The 17,514-nt window shown below is 69.6% G+C and carries 23 protein-coding genes; 14 read left to right on the forward strand and 9 right to left on the reverse strand.

Going from position 1 to position 17,514, the window contains the following annotated elements:
- Window positions 1-35: 35 nt before the first annotated feature.
- Window positions 36-326, reverse strand: a complete 291-nt coding sequence (locus Hbl1158_RS11135) for a ribonuclease P (protein WP_234297323.1) — start codon at window positions 324-326, stop codon at window positions 36-38.
- Between the two features lie 140 nt (window positions 327-466).
- Between Hbl1158_RS11135 and Hbl1158_RS11140 the strand changes: the two genes are divergently transcribed.
- The 3 genes from Hbl1158_RS11140 (at window position 467) to Hbl1158_RS11150 (ending at window position 3,254) form a co-directional block, all read left to right on the forward strand.
- Window positions 467-1,972, forward strand: coding sequence for an NAD(P)H-hydrate dehydratase (locus Hbl1158_RS11140; protein WP_234297324.1), 1,506 nt, complete (start codon window positions 467-469; stop codon window positions 1,970-1,972).
- A gap of 1 nt (window position 1,973) precedes the next feature.
- Window positions 1,974-2,456: a cyclic pyranopterin monophosphate synthase MoaC gene (gene moaC / locus Hbl1158_RS11145; protein WP_234297325.1), complete on the forward strand. Its 483-nt coding sequence runs from the start codon at window positions 1,974-1,976 to the stop codon at window positions 2,454-2,456.
- A 72-nt stretch (window positions 2,457-2,528) separates the two neighbouring features.
- Window positions 2,529-3,254, forward strand: coding sequence for a ribosome assembly factor SBDS (locus Hbl1158_RS11150; protein WP_234297326.1), 726 nt, complete (start codon window positions 2,529-2,531; stop codon window positions 3,252-3,254).
- 105 nt (window positions 3,255-3,359) lie between these two features.
- Here the strand turns inward: Hbl1158_RS11150 and Hbl1158_RS11155 are convergent, their stop codons facing one another.
- Window positions 3,360-3,701, reverse strand: a complete 342-nt coding sequence (locus tag Hbl1158_RS11155) for an FUN14 domain-containing protein (RefSeq protein ID WP_234297327.1) — start codon at window positions 3,699-3,701, stop codon at window positions 3,360-3,362.
- Window positions 3,702-3,950: 249 nt separating this feature from the next.
- Between Hbl1158_RS11155 and hflX the strand changes: the two genes are divergently transcribed.
- The 3 genes from hflX (at window position 3,951) to Hbl1158_RS11170 (ending at window position 6,410) form a co-directional block, all read left to right on the forward strand.
- The gene (hflX, locus tag Hbl1158_RS11160) at window positions 3,951-5,291 is read left to right on the forward strand and encodes a GTPase HflX (protein ID WP_234299521.1); all 1,341 of its coding nucleotides are present in this window, start codon (window positions 3,951-3,953) and stop codon (window positions 5,289-5,291) included.
- A 99-nt stretch (window positions 5,292-5,390) separates the two neighbouring features.
- Window positions 5,391-5,531: a hypothetical protein gene (locus Hbl1158_RS11165; RefSeq protein WP_234297328.1), complete on the forward strand. Its 141-nt coding sequence runs from the start codon at window positions 5,391-5,393 to the stop codon at window positions 5,529-5,531.
- Between the two features lie 54 nt (window positions 5,532-5,585).
- The gene (locus Hbl1158_RS11170) at window positions 5,586-6,410 is read left to right on the forward strand and encodes an inositol monophosphatase (RefSeq protein ID WP_234297329.1); all 825 of its coding nucleotides are present in this window, start codon (window positions 5,586-5,588) and stop codon (window positions 6,408-6,410) included.
- A 40-nt stretch (window positions 6,411-6,450) separates the two neighbouring features.
- Here Hbl1158_RS11170 and trxA read toward each other — a convergent pair whose 3' ends face one another.
- The 3 genes from trxA to Hbl1158_RS11185 all read right to left on the reverse strand — a co-directional run bounded on the left by trxA (window position 6,451) and on the right by Hbl1158_RS11185 (window position 8,075).
- Window positions 6,451-6,786 carry a thioredoxin gene (gene trxA, locus Hbl1158_RS11175; protein ID WP_234297330.1) on the reverse strand — a complete coding sequence of 112 codons (336 nt, stop codon included), beginning with the start codon at window positions 6,784-6,786 and terminating at the stop codon, window positions 6,451-6,453.
- Window positions 6,787-7,012: 226 nt separating this feature from the next.
- A complete protein-coding gene (locus tag Hbl1158_RS11180; protein ID WP_234297331.1) occupies window positions 7,013-7,708 on the reverse strand; it encodes a 2,5-diamino-6-(ribosylamino)-4(3H)-pyrimidinone 5'-phosphate reductase in 696 nt (231 codons plus the stop codon).
- A 34-nt stretch (window positions 7,709-7,742) separates the two neighbouring features.
- Window positions 7,743-8,075: an uS10/mL48 family ribosomal protein gene (locus Hbl1158_RS11185; protein ID WP_234297332.1), complete on the reverse strand. Its 333-nt coding sequence runs from the start codon at window positions 8,073-8,075 to the stop codon at window positions 7,743-7,745.
- 189 nt (window positions 8,076-8,264) lie between these two features.
- On the opposite strand from Hbl1158_RS11185, the gene Hbl1158_RS11190 reads away from it, so the two are divergent.
- Together Hbl1158_RS11190 and Hbl1158_RS11195 are read left to right on the forward strand one after the other, a co-directional pair.
- A complete protein-coding gene (locus Hbl1158_RS11190) occupies window positions 8,265-8,735 on the forward strand; it encodes an NUDIX domain-containing protein (RefSeq protein WP_234297333.1) in 471 nt (156 codons plus the stop codon).
- Between the two features lie 64 nt (window positions 8,736-8,799).
- Complete coding sequence (locus Hbl1158_RS11195; RefSeq protein ID WP_234297334.1) at window positions 8,800-9,789, forward strand: DUF5787 family protein; 990 nt, start codon at window positions 8,800-8,802, stop codon at window positions 9,787-9,789.
- 9 nt (window positions 9,790-9,798) lie between these two features.
- On the opposite strand, the gene Hbl1158_RS11200 is transcribed toward Hbl1158_RS11195, so the two are convergent.
- On the reverse strand, window positions 9,799-10,314 hold the full coding sequence (locus Hbl1158_RS11200; protein ID WP_234297335.1) for a DUF5797 family protein: 516 nt from the start codon (window positions 10,312-10,314) through the stop codon (window positions 9,799-9,801).
- 148 nt (window positions 10,315-10,462) lie between these two features.
- Between Hbl1158_RS11200 and Hbl1158_RS11205 the strand changes: the two genes are divergently transcribed.
- From Hbl1158_RS11205 to Hbl1158_RS11220, 4 genes are all read left to right on the forward strand, one after another.
- Window positions 10,463-11,239 (forward strand): enoyl-CoA hydratase-related protein, encoded by a 777-nt coding sequence (locus tag Hbl1158_RS11205; protein WP_234297336.1) that lies wholly within the window; start codon window positions 10,463-10,465, stop codon window positions 11,237-11,239.
- A gap of 47 nt (window positions 11,240-11,286) precedes the next feature.
- The gene (locus tag Hbl1158_RS11210; RefSeq protein ID WP_234297337.1) at window positions 11,287-12,003 is read left to right on the forward strand and encodes a hypothetical protein; all 717 of its coding nucleotides are present in this window, start codon (window positions 11,287-11,289) and stop codon (window positions 12,001-12,003) included.
- Window positions 12,004-12,166: 163 nt separating this feature from the next.
- A complete protein-coding gene (locus Hbl1158_RS11215) occupies window positions 12,167-12,421 on the forward strand; it encodes a hypothetical protein (RefSeq protein ID WP_234297338.1) in 255 nt (84 codons plus the stop codon).
- A 132-nt stretch (window positions 12,422-12,553) separates the two neighbouring features.
- Window positions 12,554-12,880, forward strand: a complete 327-nt coding sequence (locus Hbl1158_RS11220; protein ID WP_234297339.1) for a transcription factor S — start codon at window positions 12,554-12,556, stop codon at window positions 12,878-12,880.
- Between the two features lie 10 nt (window positions 12,881-12,890).
- Here the strand turns inward: Hbl1158_RS11220 and Hbl1158_RS11225 are convergent, their stop codons facing one another.
- On the reverse strand, window positions 12,891-13,454 hold the full coding sequence (locus Hbl1158_RS11225) for a tRNA (cytidine(56)-2'-O)-methyltransferase (RefSeq protein ID WP_234297340.1): 564 nt from the start codon (window positions 13,452-13,454) through the stop codon (window positions 12,891-12,893).
- Window positions 13,455-13,589: 135 nt separating this feature from the next.
- Between Hbl1158_RS11225 and Hbl1158_RS11230 the strand changes: the two genes are divergently transcribed.
- Both Hbl1158_RS11230 and Hbl1158_RS11235 read left to right on the forward strand, forming a co-directional pair.
- Window positions 13,590-14,552 (forward strand): SDR family NAD(P)-dependent oxidoreductase, encoded by a 963-nt coding sequence (locus tag Hbl1158_RS11230; RefSeq protein ID WP_234297341.1) that lies wholly within the window; start codon window positions 13,590-13,592, stop codon window positions 14,550-14,552.
- A gap of 235 nt (window positions 14,553-14,787) precedes the next feature.
- A complete protein-coding gene (locus Hbl1158_RS11235) occupies window positions 14,788-15,723 on the forward strand; it encodes an NAD-dependent epimerase/dehydratase family protein (RefSeq protein WP_234297342.1) in 936 nt (311 codons plus the stop codon).
- Between the two features lie 19 nt (window positions 15,724-15,742).
- On the opposite strand, the gene Hbl1158_RS11240 is transcribed toward Hbl1158_RS11235, so the two are convergent.
- A complete protein-coding gene (locus Hbl1158_RS11240) occupies window positions 15,743-16,183 on the reverse strand; it encodes a BsuPI-related putative proteinase inhibitor (protein ID WP_234297343.1) in 441 nt (146 codons plus the stop codon).
- A 53-nt stretch (window positions 16,184-16,236) separates the two neighbouring features.
- Window positions 16,237-17,385, reverse strand: a complete 1,149-nt coding sequence (locus Hbl1158_RS11245) for a S8 family peptidase (RefSeq protein WP_234297344.1) — start codon at window positions 17,383-17,385, stop codon at window positions 16,237-16,239.
- Window positions 17,386-17,514: the final 129 nt, after the last annotated feature.

Genomic DNA, 17,514 nt, shown 5'->3' on the forward strand with positions numbered 1-17,514 from the left:
GTACGCCCGGAACAACTGGCGGAACTGACGGGCGGTCACTCGCGGTACGGGTACCGCGCCGTCGCGCCGCAGTCGCAGCGGACGACGACGTGGCTCGCCTCCCGAAGCCGGACCCGAGCGTTGCGGCCGGGGATCAGGTACGCGTCGCAGTCGTCACAGGTGAACCGCTCGAATCGCCGGGGGACGCCGCAGCGATGCCGCTGGGCGATCCGGCGGGCGAGCCTGACGGCCTCGCGGGCGCGGTCGCGCTCGCCGGCGCGGGCCATCGATCGGGCGAACGCGTCGAGGCGTTCGATCCGTTCCTCGGCGATGTCGTCGTCGTTCATGCGGGAGTCGGGGGCTCGTATCGAGGTGAGTGAGTGCGTCGGATAGCGGTTTCGGGTCGATGCGTCGGCGTCACTGGCGTCGGTCCGGAGCCGCTCACCCCCGCGTTTTACCGCGTCGGCGACGAACCGCCGAGCGAACGATGATCACCTCCGAGCGGATGGCGATGGTCGACCGCAACGCCGCGGCCCTCGGCGTCCCCCGCAAACAGCTCATGGAGTCGTCGGGCAACGCCGTCGCCCGCGCGGTCCGGGAACGGGCGGAGCCGGGCGACCGAGTGCTTCTGATCTGCGGGCGCGGCAACAACGGTGGCGATGCGATGGTCGCGGCGCGGTTCCTCGACGAGTTCGACACGCTGACGCTCCTGCTGGGGCGGCCGGGAGCGATCCGCACCGACATCGCCCGCGAGAACTGGGACGCGCTCGTCGAGAGCGACCGTCCGACCCGAACGGTGACCGACTCCCGCGAGTTCGACCTCGACGACCACGACCCGGACCTCGTCGTCGACGCGATGCTGGGAACGGGCGTGACGGGCGCGTTGCGAGAGCCGGAGGCGACCGTCGCTCACGCAGTAAACGACGCGCCCGCGGACGTGTCCGTCGTCTCGGTCGACGTTCCCTCCGGCGTCGACGCCGACACCGGTGAACCCGTCGGCGACGCGACTGACGTGGCCGACCCGGCCGACCCGGCCGACGCGGACGGCACGAGCGCCGCCGTCGACGCGGATGCGGTCGTCACCTTCCACGACGAGAAGCCCGGTCTCGCACGCCTCGGCTGTGAGGTGATCGTCGCGGACATCGGGATCCCCGAGGGAGCGGAGACGTTCGTCGGCCCGGGCGACCTGCTCGCGCTCCGGCGCGAGGCCGACTCCCACAAGGGAGACAACGGCGAGGTGCTCGTCGTCGGCGGCGGCCCCTACACCGGCGCGCCCGCGCTCGCCGCCGAGGCCGCCCTCCGGGCCGGCGCGGACCTCGTCCGGGTCGCCTGTCCGGAGGCGGTCGCCCGCGAGATCCAGGGGTACGGCCCCGACCTCATCGTCCGCCCGTTCGACGGAGACCACCTCGCGCCCCCCCACGTCGACGGCCTGCTCGACCTCGCGGCCGATCAGGACGCGGTCGTCTTCGGCCCGGGACTCGGCAGCGCCGAGGCGACCCTCGACGCGGTCCGGGAGTTCCTCGCGGAATACGACGGCCGCGCCGTCGTCGACGCCGACGCGCTGCAGGTCGTCCCCGAGGTCGACACCGACGCCGACCTGATCTGCACGCCCCATCAGGGCGAACTCCGGAGAATGGGCGGGGAGACGGCCGACGACTGGCGCGAGCGCGCCGACCTCGTATCGGAGTTCGCGGGCGAGTCGGGTCACACCGTGCTTGTGAAGGGGAGGTACGACGTGATCAGCGACGGCGAGGAGACCAGGGTCGGCCGCACCGGCAACCCGGGCATGACCGTCGGGGGGACCGGCGACGTGCTCGCCGGCGTGACCGGCGCGCTCGCGAGCCAGATCGAGTCGTCGCTTCAGGCGGCCGCGCTGGCAGCGTGGGCGAACGGTCGCGCCGGCGACGCCGCCGCCGAGGAGTTCGGAACCGGCCTGGCCGCCTCCGACCTCCCGGACCGGATCCCACAAGCCCTCCGCGACGAAGGTGAGTGACATGAGCGACGACGAGTTAACTCACACCGACGACGCTGGCGACGTGCAGATGGTGAACGTCGGCGAGAAACCCGACTCCTCTCGCCGGGCGGTCGCGCGCGGGACGATCCATCTCACCGAGTCGACGATCGAGGCGGTCCGCGACGACGAGGTGCAGAAAGGCGACGTGCTCGCGACCGCCCGGATCGGCGCTGTGCAGGCGGTGAAACACACCTGGGAGACGATCCCGATGTGTCACCAGATCCCGATCACGAACGTCGACACCGACTTCGCGGTCCGCGACGACCGGATCGACCTGGAGGTCGCCGTCGAGACGACCGGGAAGACGGGCTGCGAGATGGAGGCGTTAGAGGGCGTTACGACCGGGCTCAACACGGTCTGGGACATGGTGAAGGCCGCCGAGAAGGACGCGACGGGTGGCTACCCCGACACGCGGATCACGGACGTGGAGGTGGTGACGAAGGAGAAGACGGTTCTGGAGTAAGCCACGGCCGCCTCGGCTGTCCCGATTGCGTCCGCCGGATACCTTTTAGTCACGGGCCGGGAATCACCACCCATGATATCACTCGACGAGGCCGTCACCGCACGGCTGGAGTCCCACGGCACGCGCTTCGAGGTCCTGATCGACCCCGACGCCGCCCTGGAGATCAAGCGCGGTGAGTTCGAGGGCGACCTCGAGGACGTGATCGCCGCCGAGGACGTCTTCGAGAACGCCTCGCGGGGCGACCGACCGCCCGAGGAGGACGTCGAGGAGGTGTTCGGTACGACCGACCCGATGGAGATCATCCCGGAGGTCGTCGAGCGCGGGGAGATCCAGATAACCGCCGAGCAGCGCCAGGAGATGCTCGAACAGAAGCGGAAACAGCTCATCAACCGGATCACCCGAAACGCGGTGAACCCCCAGATGGACGACGCGCCTCACCCGCCCGAGCGCATCGAGCGCGCGCTGGAGGAGGCGGGGTTCACGGTCGACCCGATGGATCCCGTCGAGAACCAGATCGACGACGCACTCGACGCCCTGCGACCGGTGATCCCGATCCGGTTCGACGAGGTGACGGTCGCGGTGCAGCTGCCCGCCGATTACGCCGGCTCCGGACAGGCGAAGGTGCGCGAGTTCGGCGACCTCGAGCGCGAGGAGTGGCAGGCCGACGGCTCGTGGGTGGGCGTCGTCACGTTCCCCGCGGGGCTCCAGAACGACTTCTACGACCTCGTGAACGAGGTGTCGAGCGGCGAGGCCGAGACTCGCGTCGTGAAGGAGGAAGACGAGATCAGCCGTCGGTGAGCGTCGCCGTCGCGGTCGGCGGTGGCGGTGTCGCGGTCGGCGGTGTCGCCGACGCGGTCGCGATCTCTCATCAGCCCGGTCGCTACCGCGGTCGAGGTGCGGGCGCTACCCCCGCTTGAAGCCGACGAAGAAGCCGCCGGTGAACCCAGCGGACACCGACAGCGTCGAGAGGATCGTCTCTACCCACGAGGGCGGGGCGTCGGCGGTCGCGGCCGAGCCCAGCGACTCGAAGGTCCCGCCGAGCTTCTCCCAGTTCACGGTCAGTATCTCCCGGGACTCGAGGAACTTGAACAGCGCGAGCTCCAGCCCGACGATCACCGCGATGAGCTTCGCGACCTTCTTGGCCGCGAACCCGATGATCCCCCCGATTACGGCCCCCGTGCCGAGTTCGAGCCCGAGCTTCTGGGGGTCGAGATCCAGTTGTACGAGCACTTCCGGTCCTGGCATACCGCGGTGTGGGCCGTCCCCGGTTAAGTCGTTTGTGGGGCGAACGCGTGTCCGATACTGATCGATCGGTACGACGAACGCCGCTCGGACGACGTGGCGGACGCCGGTCGGACCAGTCTCCGGACGGGATCGGTCGACGCCGTGGGCGGTCGACCGACCGCGACGGCGCGGAATTGAAGTCCTCCGACCGCGTACCCGCGCGTATGCACACACAGTCACGCGCGACCGACCGCGAGGTGGAGGCCCGCCATCCCTGACCGTCATACCGACGAGGCCGAGCGCGCCGTCGTCGCAAAGCGGGTGGACCGCGGGCGAGCCGACCTGACGGAGATAACGGAACTGGCCAGCGCGGCCGGCTACGAGGTGACCGCTTCGCTCACGCAGACGCGCGATCAGGACGCCGCCTACCACTTCGGGGAGGGGAAGGTCGACGAACTCGCGCGGCTGGTCGAGCGCGAGGACGCCGACGTGGTGATCATCGACAACGAGGTCGGCCCCTATCAGACGTTCAACATCGGCGGAAAGCTTCCCGAGGGCGTCGAGGTGGTCGACCGCTTCACGCTCATCCTCGACATCTTCGGCCAGCGCGCACAGACCCGCAAGGCGCAACTGCAGGTCGAGCTCGCCGAGCTCAGGTACGAACTGCCGCGCGCGGAGGTGAAAGCGAGCCTCGCCAAGCGCGACGAGCGGCCCGGGTTCATGGGACTGGGCGAGTACGACGAGTCGCGCGAACGCGACATCAAGGCCCAGATCAGCCGGATCGACGACGAGTTGGACGCCATCGCCGAGACCGAGGAGAAGCGTCGCGAACAGCGCCGCGAGTCGGGGTTCGACCTCGTCGCGCTGGCGGGGTACACGAACGCCGGGAAATCGACGCTGCTGCGCCGGCTGGCCGACGATCTCGACGTGGACGAGAACGCCGAGCGGCACCCGGACATCGACTCGACGGCCGAGTCGCAGAACCAGCTGTTCACGACGCTCGGAACGACGACGCGACGGGCGAACACGGGCAAGCGCGACGTGCTCCTCACCGATACGGTGGGGTTCATCTCGGATCTCCCTCACTGGTTAGTGGAGTCGTTCAAGTCGACGCTCGACTCGGTGTATCACGCGGACCTCGTGTTGCTCGTGGTCGACGCCAGCGAGCCGGTCGAGCAGATGCGCGAGAAGCTCGTCACCTCCCACGACACGCTGTACGAGCGAAACGAGGCCCCCATCGTCACCGTGTTCAACAAGGCGGACCGCCTCGACGACGACGAACTCCGTCGCAAGCGCGAGGCGCTGTCGGCACTCGCGCCGAATCCGGTCCCCGTCTCGGGACTGACGGGCGAGCGGATCGACCGACTCCGCGAGCGCGTCGAGGCGGAGCTTCCCGACTGGCGGCGCGAGCGGCTGGTGTTACCGCTGTCGGACGACGCGATGAGTCTCGTCTCGTGGGTCCACGACAACGGACATGTCGAGCGCGAGTCGTACGACGGCGAGCAAGTGGACCTGGAGTTCGAGGCCCCGCCGGCCGTCGTCGAACGGGCGCGCTCGCGAGCCGCCGACGTGCGTCCGGATCCGGAGACCGGGTCGGTCGAGTCGGCGTGAGGGTGATTCGGCACCGCCGGTCGTAGCCGCCGGCAGAGCGGACGAGACCGTCGGTTAGCCGGAGAATACCAAATGGCGGGGGATCCGTTTCCCGTCGTAATGCCCGATCAACTGTTCCACGTGGTGTGTCGCAACTGCCCGACCGAATCCCTTCGTTCGAGTGCCGACTCGGCCGCCGCTATCGCCGACGGCCACGCCGCGCGGGCCGACCACGAGGTTGCCGTCGGCCGAGTCGAGTAGCGCGGGGCGCGGCCGGACCGACCGAGGTTAGTAGCGCGGGCCCGAGGCGTCGCTATGGACGACTCCGGCGACCGCGCGGGCGACGACGCCGACGCGACCGATCGTCTCGACACCTGCATCGCCGCCGCCGAGAGCGGTGGCCGAGTCGCGCTCGACTCGTTCCGCTCGGAGCTGACGGTCGAGACGAAAGCCGACGGGCCGATGGACGCGGTGACGGCGGTCGATCGCGCGGTGCAGAGCCACGTCTTCGAACACGTCTCCGACGCGTACCCCGACGACGCCGTCGTCGGCGAGGAGGACGACGCGCTGAAACGAGTCCCCGAGTCGGGCGTCGCGTGGGTCGTCGATCCCATCGACGGGACGACCAACTACGTCGGGGGCAACCGCGTCTGGATGACCAGCGTGGCGGTGTGTCGCGACGGCGAACCGATCGCGGCGGCCAACTACGCCCCCGCGACCGACGACCTGTACGTCGCCGGCGACGACGTGGCCCGCAGGAACGGCGAGTCGGCGACCGTGCGCGATCGGAGCGACCCGAAATCGTTCGCGGTAAACCCCATATTCGGGCTCTCCGCGCGCCACCGGCGAGAGTTGGTTCGCGTGGCGGAGACCGTGATGACGGAGTTCGGCGACCTCCGGAGGTTCGGTTGCGCACAGGCGGCGCTGTCGGGCGTCGCGACCGGCGAGATCGACGCCGCCGTCTCGACAGTCGAGCTCAGCGACTGGGACACCGCCGCGGGCGTCCACATCGTGCGACGGGCCGGCGGCACGGCGACCGACGTGCACGGCGACCGCTGGACGCCCGGCTCTGAGGGGCTGATCGCCTCTAACGGCGAGGCACACGAGGCGCTCGTCGACGCGTTCGATCCCGTCGTCTAAGCGGTTCGAGACGGTCGCTCCGTCGGTCGGAGGTGGTAGTCTATCGAAGCGATTCGACGACGCGCAGGATGTCGTCTTTCTCCTGGACGCCGACGAGTCGCTCGGCCGACTCGCCGTCGGCGAAGAACTGGAGCGCGGGGATGCCGCGGACGCCGGCCTGGCTCGCGAGCCCCTGGAACTCGTCGACGTCGACCTTCAGCACCGTGAGATCCTCGACCTCCTCGGCGACCTCCTCGATGGTCGGTTCGAGCATCTTGCACGGACCGCACCAGTCGGCGTGGTAGTCGACGAGCACCAGTCCCCGTCCGGTCATCTCCGCGAACTGGTCCTCGCTTTCGATGTGAACGGGCTCGTTCGCGGGAGTTTGACTGCTCATACCCGTCCGTTCGCGAGTCGTGGTGATAACCGTTCCACGTGAATGTCGACCGCGCGCACGACCGCAACGTTCCCGCGGTCGCGGGCGCTCGGGCGCACAGCGACCGCTGTCGCGTCGGTGGCGAACAGGCGACTCGCAGTCGCGGCGTCCGTCGGCGAGTCGCACGGCCGCGTGTCGACGGACGGCGGTCGTCAGTACACGGCCGGTGTGGTCGCGTCTCCCTATTTCAACTCTCGTACGAGAGGAGTACCCCGTCGTCGACGCGGTCGACGCCGACGAGTGTGAGCCGGGGAAACGAGTCGGGGTCGACGAACCCCTCGCCGTCGGCGAGCGTCGGGGCGTCGCGGCCGCCGATAACGAGCGACCCGACGTACACCGTGAGCTCGTCGACGAGGTTCGCCTCGAACAGCGAGAAGATGACTTCGCCGCCGCCCTCGACCATGAGGCGATCGATGCCCTCGCGTTCGAGCGCGTCGAGGGCGGCCGCGAGGTCGACGCGACCGCCGTTCCCGGCGTCGTCGTCGCCCGCCCCCCCACCGGCGGCGACGATCTCTGCGCCGGCGTCGCGGAGGGCCGCGAGCCGGTCGGGGTCGGCCCCGTCGCCGACGAGCAGGTAGGTGGTCGCGGCGTCGTCGAGGATCCGCGCGTCCGTCGGCGTCCTTGCGCGCGAGTCGGCGACGACGCGCGCGGGGCTCCCGGGACGGCCGTTGCGGAGGCGCTGGACGCGGCGGTCCTCCTCGTCGAGCGTGAGGCGCGGGTCGTCGGCGAGCACCGTGCCGACGCCGACGAGGACCGCGTCGGCGGCCGCGCGGATCCGGTCGACGCGGTCGAAGTCGTCCGCGCCGCTGATCCGCACCTGCTCGCGGCGGCGCGAGGAGAGCTTTCCGTCGACGGAGACGGCGGCGTTGACGTGGACGTGCACTTCAGGAAGCTCGTTGCGGTCGACGGTCGGTCGCTCAGTTCTGTCGGTAGCCGAGCGGCTTCTTTCGTTCGAGTTCGATCTCGACGTGGACGGAGTCGGGGAAGTCCATGTGACCGACCTCGCGGGCGATGTGGTCGTTGCCGTGGATCTCCAGGCGGCGCGCGAACACCTCGAACGTCCAGTCGCCGAGTTCGTCGCCCGAGGAGAGTCCCTCGTACAGCGGGACGGAGATGCGCTCTGCGGGCTCGGTGTGAGGGCCCTTGCACTCGGCACCCTTTCGTTCGAGCATCTCGCGTAAGCTGTTCACGGTGTCGTCGAGCGCGGCTCGGTCCCCGCTTTGGAACCGGAGCTTGGTTACGAAGGTCATGAGCTGGGGGTCTACACGTCCCGATTCGCCCGAGCGGGAAAAACGCATCTACCGGCGGCCCCCGCGGGGACCGGTCACACGATCGTCGACAACGCGGCCGGTGTTCAGGGTCGTTCGGCCCTCGTCGGGCGCTATCGCGCGGTCTCGGCTCCGACATACTCTTGAACCGGGGTAGCTTATTTGTCGCCAATGCCGGTCGAAGCGACTAGCGCTGGAGCCATCCTCTTCCGCGACACCCGCGGCCGCAGGGAGTACCTGCTCCTGAAGAGCCGACCCGGGGACTGGGAGTTTCCCAAGGGCGGGGTCGAAGGGGAAGAGGAGCTCCAGCAGACGGCGATCAGAGAAGTGACGGAGGAGGCGGGGGTCGAAGACTTCCGCCTCATCGACGGCTTCCGTGAGGAGTACGACTACGTGTTCGAGGCCGGCGGGAACACCATCCACAAGACGGTGCACCTGTTCATCGCCCACTCGTTCGAGGCCTCCGCGGAGCTGTCGACTGAACATCGCGACCTGCAGTGGCGCGACTACGAGCAGGCGCTCAACACCATCACCCAAGACGGTCCCCGGGAGATCCTCGAGGAGGCTCACGACTACCTCGACCGCCTGGAGGCGACCGAGGCGGACGGCTACATGTTAGAACCGGAGCCCTCCGAGGGCTGACGCGGCGCGCTGCCGGCGCGGCGACACCGAAATCAGTTTGTCCGTGTCGAACGCACGGCCGGACGTGTTTCCCGGCGCGGGCGACAGCGAGTTCGCCTTCGAGTTGCTCGTGAGCCGCTGGGCCGAGTTGGCGTGGCATCCGGCGGCGGGTCGCAGACCGGCCGTCGTCGCCCGACAGCTCGGCACGCGCGAGCGGCGCTGGGACACCGTCGTCCTCGAGGTCGACCCCGAGGCGTTCGCGACGCGCCGGCGCTTCGGCGGGCGCAGCCTCGACTCAGATCTCCTGCGAGTCGTCCGCGGCGCGCCGGCCAGTTGGACGTGGTACCGCGACGCGCTCGACGACCCCGGCTTTCCGTGGCGGTACGTTCGGGAGGCGGTCCATCGGGCGGCCGCCCGCGACCTCGTCGAGGAGCGCCGCGGCGCGAACGGCCGTATCGAGTTCCGAGGCGTCCGCGAGTACCCCGACTGGGTCGAGCGGGTGATCGCGATCGAGAACAAGCCGGATCTCGACGCCAGCGCCGCCGCCGCTCTCGCGGACCAGCTCGCCCACGACGTGGCGTCTGGGCTCGCGGACGAGGTGTGGGTCGCCACGGGCGCTACGGGCGACCGCGTCTCGCCGGCGCTGCTGGAGGACATGCCCGTCGAGGTCGGCGTCCTGGAGTTCGACTTCGCGGACGGCGTCGACGCCGACGCCCCCGAGGTGGTCTGGCACCCGACGACGCTGGACGCCGACGGCGACCCGCGGACCCGGCTGCTGCTGGCCGAGCGCGCGTACGGCAAGGGGTGGCGTTCGTTTCGTGAGACGATGCGTCCCGACTGCAGGCACTTCGAGCTCCGCCGCGAGGCTCGCGCGCTCGTCCCGTACTGCGCGGCGAAGGAACGCGTTCCCACGGCCGCCGAGTGTAAGGGCGGCTGCGGGTCGTTCTCGCCGGAGCCGCCGCGATGGCGCACCGGCGGCTGGCCGGTCGAGGGCGGTCCGGGCAAGGGAATCCGGGCGCTGTTGGAGCGACGGCGCGAGCGGGAGCGCGAGCGCGTCACGGGAGATGGCTCGTGACCGCCGGGGCTACGCCTCGTCGCCGACGGCGACCGCAACGTCCTCGCGGGGGACCGCGAGCTTGAACGTCGGCACCGTCCGGTAGACGACTTCGACGACGTTCTTGCGCCGGAGGCTCTGGAGCGCGCGGCGCACGTCGCCGGCCTCCGGGTCGACGCCGAACTCCTCGCGGAGCTTGTTCAGCACCGACACGACGGACTCCGAGCGCTCGTCGTGATCGGCGAGGACGCGGTACACCTGCGCGTGGAGTTCGGGCACCGTGATCCGCTCGGGAACCGCGTTCGGGTCGTTCTCGTCGTCGACGACGCCGGGCTCGGCTCCGGTGAGCTCGGCGGCCTCGCTCGTCGCCCGGATCAGGCTGTCGTCGTCGCGGTAGTAGTAGTCCTGCAGGTGGTTCTCCAGGTAGCCGTGCACGTCGCTGCCGCTGTCCATCCCCCACCGATCGCCGAGTTCGCTGTTCTTCGTCGGCTGGAGTCGAACCACGTCGGCGAGGCGCTCCAGTTCCTCGTCGGTGAGGTCGCTCATCGCCGGAGGCTTGCCCGGGGGAGTATTTGGGCCTCCCGGTTCGGGCGATGGGACGGCCACCGACCGACCGGTGGAAAATCGCCCCGGACTACCGGCGTCGTCTGTTGGATGGGGAAGGGTTACGGTGCGGGACGGAGACGCACCGCGCGTGCCCGATTCAGACACAGTCACCCTCGACATCGCCGACGAGGTGGCCACGATCACCGTCGACCGACCCGAGAAGCTGAACTCGCTGAACGTCGAGACGCTGGAGGCGCTCCAGGCGGCCGTCGCGGAGGCCGAGGACGCCGACCCGCGCGCGCTCGTGCTCACCGGCGCGGGCGAGGAGGCGTTCATCGCCGGCGCGGACATCTCCTACATGAAGGACCTCGACACGCCGGAGGCGCAGGCGTACGCCGAACTGGGCCACGACATCGCCCGCTCGCTGGAGACGTTCCCCGCGCCCTCCATCGCGGCGGTCAACGGGTACGCCTTCGGCGGCGGCTGCGAGCTCGCGCTGGCGTGTGACCTGCGCGTCGCCGCCGAGAACGCCGTCTTCGGACAGACGGAGATCGACCTCGGGATCGTGCCCGGCTGGGGCGGCACCCAGCGGCTCCCCCGGCTCGTCGACGACGAGGTCGCCCGTCGGCTGATCCTCTTCGGCGAGCGCATCGACGCGACCGACGCCCGCGAGTACGGGCTCGTCGGTGAGGTCGTCGCCCACGATCAGTTGGAGTCGCGGATCGACGAGCTGACCGCCGACCTGGCGGCCCAGCCGCAGTTCGCGCTCGCGGCCGCCAAGGAGGCCATCAACGCCTCCTACGGAATGAGCCTGGAGGACGGACTGACCTACGAGAAGCGCGTGTTCTCGGGGCTGTTCGGGACGCCCGACCAGCGCGAGGGGATGGACGCGTTCGTCAACAAGCGCGACCCCGACTTCGAGTGATCGCAGTCTAGTCAAGATTCTTTACGCGTCCGTCAGGACTGATCCGCATGGTACTGATGCAGGCGCTGTCGTACACGGCGCTCGCGGTCGTAGCCGCCTTGGTCGGCGGACTGATCGCCGTCTACTATCCTCCGGGGCCGCAGATGGAGAGCAACATCCAACACTTCGCGGCCGGAGTCGTTATCGCCGCCGTGGCCGCCGAGCTCCTGCCGGAAGTTCACGGTCGGGCACCCGTGATCGTCGTGCTCGGGTTCGCCATCGGGGTCGTGACGATGCTGGGGATCCACCACCTGAGCAAGACCATCGAGAAGCGCGATATCGGCGGACAGTTCGCGGGCGCGACCGGGCTGCTCATCACCGTCGGTATCGACATGCTCATCGACGGAGTCCTGATCGGGGTCACCTTCCTCGACAATCCCGACACCGGCGTCATCATCGCCGTCGCGCTGGCCATCGAGGTGCTCTTTCTGGGGGTCGCCGGCGTCGTCGCGTTGCCGGCGGATATGGGCGTGGTCAAGAAGCTCGCGGTTCCGCTGACGTTCGGGCTGCTGCTCACGGCCGGAGTCACCGGAGGCGTGCTCGCACTTGACGGGGTGACCGGCGCTCCGATCGCGATCATCCTCGCGTTCGGCTCGGCCGCCCTGTTGTATCTCGTCACGGAGGAACTGCTCGTGAAGGCCGGGAAGGTCCCCGAGACGCCGGTGTCGACGACGCTCTTCTTCGTCGGCTTCCTCGTCATCTTCCTGCTCGATATGCTCCATTGAGGGAGTGAGTGACCGATGCTGGCCTTCCCCCTCGAGTGACCGGCGTCGCCGTGTCCTCGGGAGCGCGTGTGTGCAGCCACTATCAGCGAGCACCCAATCGATCGCAGAACGACCGGGATCCGACACTACGATGATATCCCCCGGGAGCGTAGGATCGACGCACATGACCACGGTCAGGCTGTCTCGGGTGGAGTCGTTGTTCGATGAGTTGACCTATCCCGTCGATCGCGAGCAGGCGGCGGAGCGGTTCGCCGACGTGACGCTCCGGTTCTCGGACGGCGACGGGAACCTCGGCGAGTACGTCGCCGAGTGTCCCAGCGAGACGTTCGACTCGGCCAACGATCTGTACGCCGACCTCAACAACGTCCTGCCGGTCGAGGCGGTCGGCGAACCCGGACAGTCCGAGGGGGACGGCTGAGGGGTCGCCGGCGAGCGTCGTCCGGTCGGAGTCGTCGCTGTCGCCGGCTACCGTCCGGCCGCGGTCGTCGCGGTCGGCGCGGTTCCGGGGAGAACCCGGGGCTTAAGTACGAAGACGGCGGACCGAGGGGACATGCAATTCTGCGACGAGTGCGGATCGATGATGAAAGCCGAGGACGACACGTGGGTCTGCGGGTCGTGCGGGCACGAGGAGCTTCGCGACGAGGCGACGGAGGCGGCGATGACGACGACGCAGGGACAGGAGGGCTCGACCGTGGTCGACGTCTCCGAGATGGACCAGTCCGAGGTCGGCCCGACGGTCGAACAGAAGTGCCCCGAGTGCGACGAGGTGCAGACCGTGCGCTACGAGATGAAGCAGATCCGCTCGGCCGACGAGTCCGAGACGCGCTTTTTCACCTGCACCGAGTGCGGGCAGAAGTGGCGCGAGGACGACCACTAGACGAGGCGCATCACGCGTCGTCGTTTTCGTCTCGTACGCTCTCAGGGTCGACCACTTTCTTCCCCGTCTCCTGCGGGATCACACGCCGGTCGGCGTCCTCCCACGCGCGCTCCAGTTCCTCGCCCTCAAACAGCCTGTCGAGAAACACCGCGAGACCCGCCACCTCCGAGTGGGGCTGGTTCGTCACCCCGACGTTGTAGTCGGCCGCCTCGTAGAAGTCGAACGGCACCTTCTCGCCGCCGACGACGACCAACAGGGGCTCGCCGGCGGCGACGGAGTCGGCGCGGACCGCCGCTTCCACGTCCTGCACGCGCTCGCCGTACATCGTGAGGTGGACCACCGTCCCCGTCCAGTCGCGGGTGACCGCCCGCTGGTCGTCGCGCAGTTCGACGGCGAACGGCCCGCCGAAGCGGTCGGTGATGTCGCGGATCGTCTCGGCGGACTGGCCGGCGTTGTCCGGGAGGATCACCCGGTCGGCACCGAGGGCCCGCGCCGTCAGCCCCACGTGAGTCGTCATCCGGTCGTCACGCCCGGGGCGGTGGCCGTACCGGAGGACGACGACGTCGTCGCTCATACCGGAGCGTCGACGCGGCGGCGTAAGGGCGGTTCGCTTCCGGCCGACCCGCTCGGGAGTCCGCGCGGGCCGGGGTCGCGTGAGCGGGGAGTCGCCGCCGCAGGCGATAAACGCCGTCGACCCCACTCGTTGTTCATGCGAAACTATCCCGAGGACGTCGCCGGCGTCGACGACGAACGGCTGGTCGGGCAGACGGCGCTCGTGACCGGATCGACCAGCGGCATCGGCCGCGAGACCGCGCTCGCGCTCGGCCGACTCGGCGCACACGTGATCGTCCACGGACGCGACGCCGAGGCCGGCGGCGAGGTCGTCGATACGGTCGAGGACGCCGTCAACGAGGGGACCGCCGAGTTCGTCCGCGCGGACTTCGCCGACCCCGACGACGTGGCAGCGCTGGCGGACGCGACCCGGACGATCGCGGCCGCCCGCGACGACCCCGACGACGCCGACGGCGACGCCGGCGGCCTCGACATCCTCGTCAACAACGCCGGCGGCTACTTTCGGGACGCCCACCTGACCGACCTCGGGGTCGAGTACACCTTCCACGTGAACCACCTGTCGCCGTTCCAGCTCACGACCGACCTGCTCGACGACCTCGCCGAGGACGCCCGCGTCGTGACGACCGCCTCGGAAGCGCATCGAGGAGATCAGATCGACCTGGAGTCGGTCGAATCGATCGACGGCTACTCGGCGTGGCGGGCCTACCAGCGCTCGAAGCTGGCGAACCTCCAGTTCACGGCCGAACTCGCCCGGCGGCTGGAGGAGCGCGACGACCGCTCCGTCACCGCCAACTGCTTCCACCCCGGATTCGTCCCCGGATCGGGGTTCCTTCGCGACCTCCCGGGACCGCTGTCGGCGCTGGGCGGCGTCGTCGACCGGCTCCCGTTCGTCACCACGCCGGCCGACGGGGCCGCGACGGCCGTGTACCTCGCGGTCGCCGACGAGGTGGCGACCGACTCGGGGCGGTACTACGCGGACATGCGTCCGAAACAGCCGTCGACGCCCGCACGGGACCGTCACGCCCAGCGTCGGCTGTGGGAGACCAGCGCCGACCTCCTCGAGATCGACGAGCCGCTCCCGTCGAGATCGGAGGCGTAGATCCGACGACGGCGACCGCGACGACATCGGCGACTGCGACCGCAACCGCGACGACATCGACGACTGCGACCGCAACCGCGACGACATCGACGACAGCGACCGCAACCGCAACGACATCGGCGACCGCGACGACATCGGCGACTGCGACCGCAACCGCCCCCCACGGACCGCCCCCGGCCACCCCTCGTCGCGTCGGACCGCAAGACACTTTCGGCGACCTCGCGGCCGCACACACATGGACCTGACCGGATCGACCGCGCTCGTCACGGGCGGCGGCGGCCTCATCGGCTCGCACCTCGCGGACCACCTTCAGTCCGAACTCGACGCCGACGTGCGCGTCGCCGACGACTTCTCGAAGGGCGAGCGCGACCGCATCCCCGACGGCGTCGACGTGGTCGAGGCCGACCTCACCGACGAGGCCGAGGCGCGCGAGGCGGTGACGGCCGACCTCGACGTGGTCTTCCACCTCGCCGCCTACACGGACACGAACTTCGACGACGACCGCCGGCTGTTCGAGGAGAACACCGAGATGACGTACAACGTCCTCCAGGCGATGGCGGACGCCGGCGTCTCGAACCTCGCGTTCACCTCCTCCTCGACCGTCTACGGCGAGGCCCCCCGACCCACCCCGGAGGACTACGCGCCCCTCGAACCGATCAGCATCTACGGCTCCTCGAAGCTCGCCGACGAAGCGCTCGTCTCCACGTACGCCAAGAGCTACGGTTTCACCGCGTGGGTGTACCGCTTCGCCAACATCGTCGGCCCGTACCAGCGCGGCAACGTCGTCCCCGACTTCATCCAGAAGCTCCAGGCCGACCCCGACGAACTGGAGATCCTCGGCGACGGCCGCCAGGAGAAGTCCTACCTCCACGTCACCGACTGCGTCGACGCGATGTGCCACGTCGTCGAACACGCCGAGCGCGACCTCAACACGTACAACCTCGGCTCGAGAACCACGACCTCGGTGAACCGCATCGCCGACATCGTCGCCGAAGAGATGGACCTCGACCCCGCCTACAGCTACACCGGCGGCGACCGCGGCTGGACGGGCGACGTGCCGAAGATGCGCCTCTCGATCGAGAAGCTCTCGGCGCTGGGCTGGGAGCCGCCCGCCTCCAGCGACGACGCCGTCCGCGCCGCCACCCGCGACCTGCTGGCGGAACTGCGGTGAGCGGGGCGAGCGCCGACGTTTACTCCGCCGGAACGACGACGGTCATCGACGCCGTCGCGTCGGCGTTCGTCGCCGAGAGCGACCCGGTCACCTCGTACTCGCCCGCCGGCGGCGACGGCCACTCGGCGTCGTAGGCGACGCGTTCACCCGGCTCGAGCGAGTCGCTCCCGAGCGCCATCGCGAACGCCCGCCCCTCGCTCCAGCGCCACGCCTCGCTTGCGGCGTTCCCCGAGTCGTCGCCGGCCCGGTCGTCGTTGCTCGCGCGGTCCTCGTTGCTCACGCGGTCGTCGTTGCCCGCGCGGTCCTCGTCGCCGACCCCGCGGGCGACGAACTCCGCGCGCTGGCCGTCCGCGAACGACAGCTCCACCGGCTCCGTCCCCGTGTTCTCGACCGTCAGCGTGAGGTCGACCCCCCGCTCGGTCGGCGCGACCGTCAGGCTCGCGTCGATCGTGTCGGTCATACGTCCGAGTCTCGGCGACGCGAAAAGAAACTGCGGGTCCCCGTCCGTCCCGGTCAGTCGTCCCCGGAATCGTAGCCGAGCGCGGCGGCGGTGTCGAGCAGGCCGGCACCCTGTTCGTTCGACGCGAGGCCGATGTCCTCGGCCGTGTCCGTCAGCCGAGCGCGCGCCTCCGAGTTGGTGTAGCCGTTCGCCATCAGCTGTCCGGCCGCGCCGGCGACGTGCGGACAGGCCATCGACGTGCCCGAGAAGGTGTCGTAGCCGCCCGGGATCGTGGAGTAGACGTCGGTTCCCGGGGCGATCATCTCGACCTCGGGACCCGTCGAGGAGAACCCCGACAGCGAGTCGTCGCTCGCCGACGAGGCGACCGCCACGACCTCGCTGTAGGCCGCCGGATAGCCCACGCAGTCGGAGCACGGGCCGGAGTTGCCCGCGGCGGCGACGAGGAAGACCCCCTTCCCCTCAGCGTAGGTGCAGGCGTCCTTCACGGCCTGCGAGCCGGAGGACGCCCCCAGGCTCATCGAGCCCACGTCCCACCCCTGGTCGGCCGTGTACTCGATCCCGGCGGCGATGTCGGAGAAGCTGCCGGAGCCGCGCTTGTCGAGCACCTTCACCGCGTGTAGCGTCGCCTCGGTGGAGACGCCGACGACGCCCTGGGCGTTGTCGTCGGCCCCGGCGGTGCCCGCACAGTGGGTGCCGTGGTCGTTGTCGTCGTCCCAGTCTTCGGCGTACGGTCCGCGCGCGGAGACGAACGCCCGACCGGAGCCGAGGTTCGCCTCCAGGTCCGGGTGGTCCGAGTCTATCCCCGTGTCGATGATCGCCACATCCGCGCCCGCACCGGTGTCCCCGTTCGCGTGGGCGACCTCCGAGTCGGTCCGGTCGATCCCCCAGGGGACCTGCTGAGCCAGCGCGTGCATCGTCCCGTTCTCCTCGACGTAGCGCACGTCGGGACGCGTGCGGAGCCCCGAGATCGCGTTCTCGTTCACGCGGAGCGTCATCGCGTCGAAGGCGAACTCCCGGACGACCTCGCTGGCCTCCGCCCTCGCCGCGCGCTTCCCGCGCTCGTCGGCGTACCCGACGTTCACCTCGACCGTTCCCGACGACCCGGACGACCCGGCGGCCATCCCCGCCAGCCCGGTCGTGGCGACCGCCGCGCCGGTCGCTCGCAGTACCTCACGTCGTGTCCTCCCGTCACGGTGTACCATGACAATATTCGCACCGCATCTCACAATTAAAATACTATCGATCTATATTCAAATTATAGTTCGGACAACGTTTTATCAATTGTAGAAGACGGAACATTCGGTTCGAGCCGTCGAAACGGGTCGCCCGAA

Origin of the sequence: Halobaculum sp. CBA1158 (assembly GCF_021431925.1) — an archaeon.
Taxonomy (GTDB): Archaea; Halobacteriota; Halobacteria; order Halobacteriales; family Haloferacaceae; genus Halobaculum.

What these genes read in the sequence shown, in the direction of transcription:
- Hbl1158_RS11135 (WP_234297323.1), bottom strand. Translation starts at nt 326, where the DNA reads ATGAACGACGACGACATCGCCGAGGAACGGATCGAACGCCTCGACGCG.
- Hbl1158_RS11140 (WP_234297324.1), top strand. Translation starts at nt 467, where the DNA reads ATGATCACCTCCGAGCGGATGGCGATGGTCGACCGCAACGCCGCGGCC.
- moaC (WP_234297325.1), top strand. Translation starts at nt 1,974, where the DNA reads ATGAGCGACGACGAGTTAACTCACACCGACGACGCTGGCGACGTGCAG.
- Hbl1158_RS11150 (WP_234297326.1), top strand. Translation starts at nt 2,529, where the DNA reads ATGATATCACTCGACGAGGCCGTCACCGCACGGCTGGAGTCCCACGGC.
- Hbl1158_RS11155 (WP_234297327.1), bottom strand. Translation starts at nt 3,701, where the DNA reads ATGCCAGGACCGGAAGTGCTCGTACAACTGGATCTCGACCCCCAGAAG.
- Hbl1158_RS11165 (WP_234297328.1), top strand. Translation starts at nt 5,391, where the DNA reads ATGCCCGATCAACTGTTCCACGTGGTGTGTCGCAACTGCCCGACCGAA.
- Hbl1158_RS11170 (WP_234297329.1), top strand. Translation starts at nt 5,586, where the DNA reads ATGGACGACTCCGGCGACCGCGCGGGCGACGACGCCGACGCGACCGAT.
- trxA (WP_234297330.1), bottom strand. Translation starts at nt 6,786, where the DNA reads ATGAGCAGTCAAACTCCCGCGAACGAGCCCGTTCACATCGAAAGCGAG.
- Hbl1158_RS11185 (WP_234297332.1), bottom strand. Translation starts at nt 8,075, where the DNA reads ATGACCTTCGTAACCAAGCTCCGGTTCCAAAGCGGGGACCGAGCCGCG.
- Hbl1158_RS11190 (WP_234297333.1), top strand. Translation starts at nt 8,265, where the DNA reads ATGCCGGTCGAAGCGACTAGCGCTGGAGCCATCCTCTTCCGCGACACC.
- Hbl1158_RS11200 (WP_234297335.1), bottom strand. Translation starts at nt 10,314, where the DNA reads ATGAGCGACCTCACCGACGAGGAACTGGAGCGCCTCGCCGACGTGGTT.
- Hbl1158_RS11210 (WP_234297337.1), top strand. Translation starts at nt 11,287, where the DNA reads ATGGTACTGATGCAGGCGCTGTCGTACACGGCGCTCGCGGTCGTAGCC.
- Hbl1158_RS11215 (WP_234297338.1), top strand. Translation starts at nt 12,167, where the DNA reads ATGACCACGGTCAGGCTGTCTCGGGTGGAGTCGTTGTTCGATGAGTTG.
- Hbl1158_RS11220 (WP_234297339.1), top strand. Translation starts at nt 12,554, where the DNA reads ATGCAATTCTGCGACGAGTGCGGATCGATGATGAAAGCCGAGGACGAC.
- Hbl1158_RS11225 (WP_234297340.1), bottom strand. Translation starts at nt 13,454, where the DNA reads ATGAGCGACGACGTCGTCGTCCTCCGGTACGGCCACCGCCCCGGGCGT.
- Hbl1158_RS11230 (WP_234297341.1), top strand. Translation starts at nt 13,590, where the DNA reads ATGCGAAACTATCCCGAGGACGTCGCCGGCGTCGACGACGAACGGCTG.
- Hbl1158_RS11235 (WP_234297342.1), top strand. Translation starts at nt 14,788, where the DNA reads ATGGACCTGACCGGATCGACCGCGCTCGTCACGGGCGGCGGCGGCCTC.
- Hbl1158_RS11240 (WP_234297343.1), bottom strand. Translation starts at nt 16,183, where the DNA reads ATGACCGACACGATCGACGCGAGCCTGACGGTCGCGCCGACCGAGCGG.
- Hbl1158_RS11245 (WP_234297344.1), bottom strand. Translation starts at nt 17,385, where the DNA reads ATGGTACACCGTGACGGGAGGACACGACGTGAGGTACTGCGAGCGACC.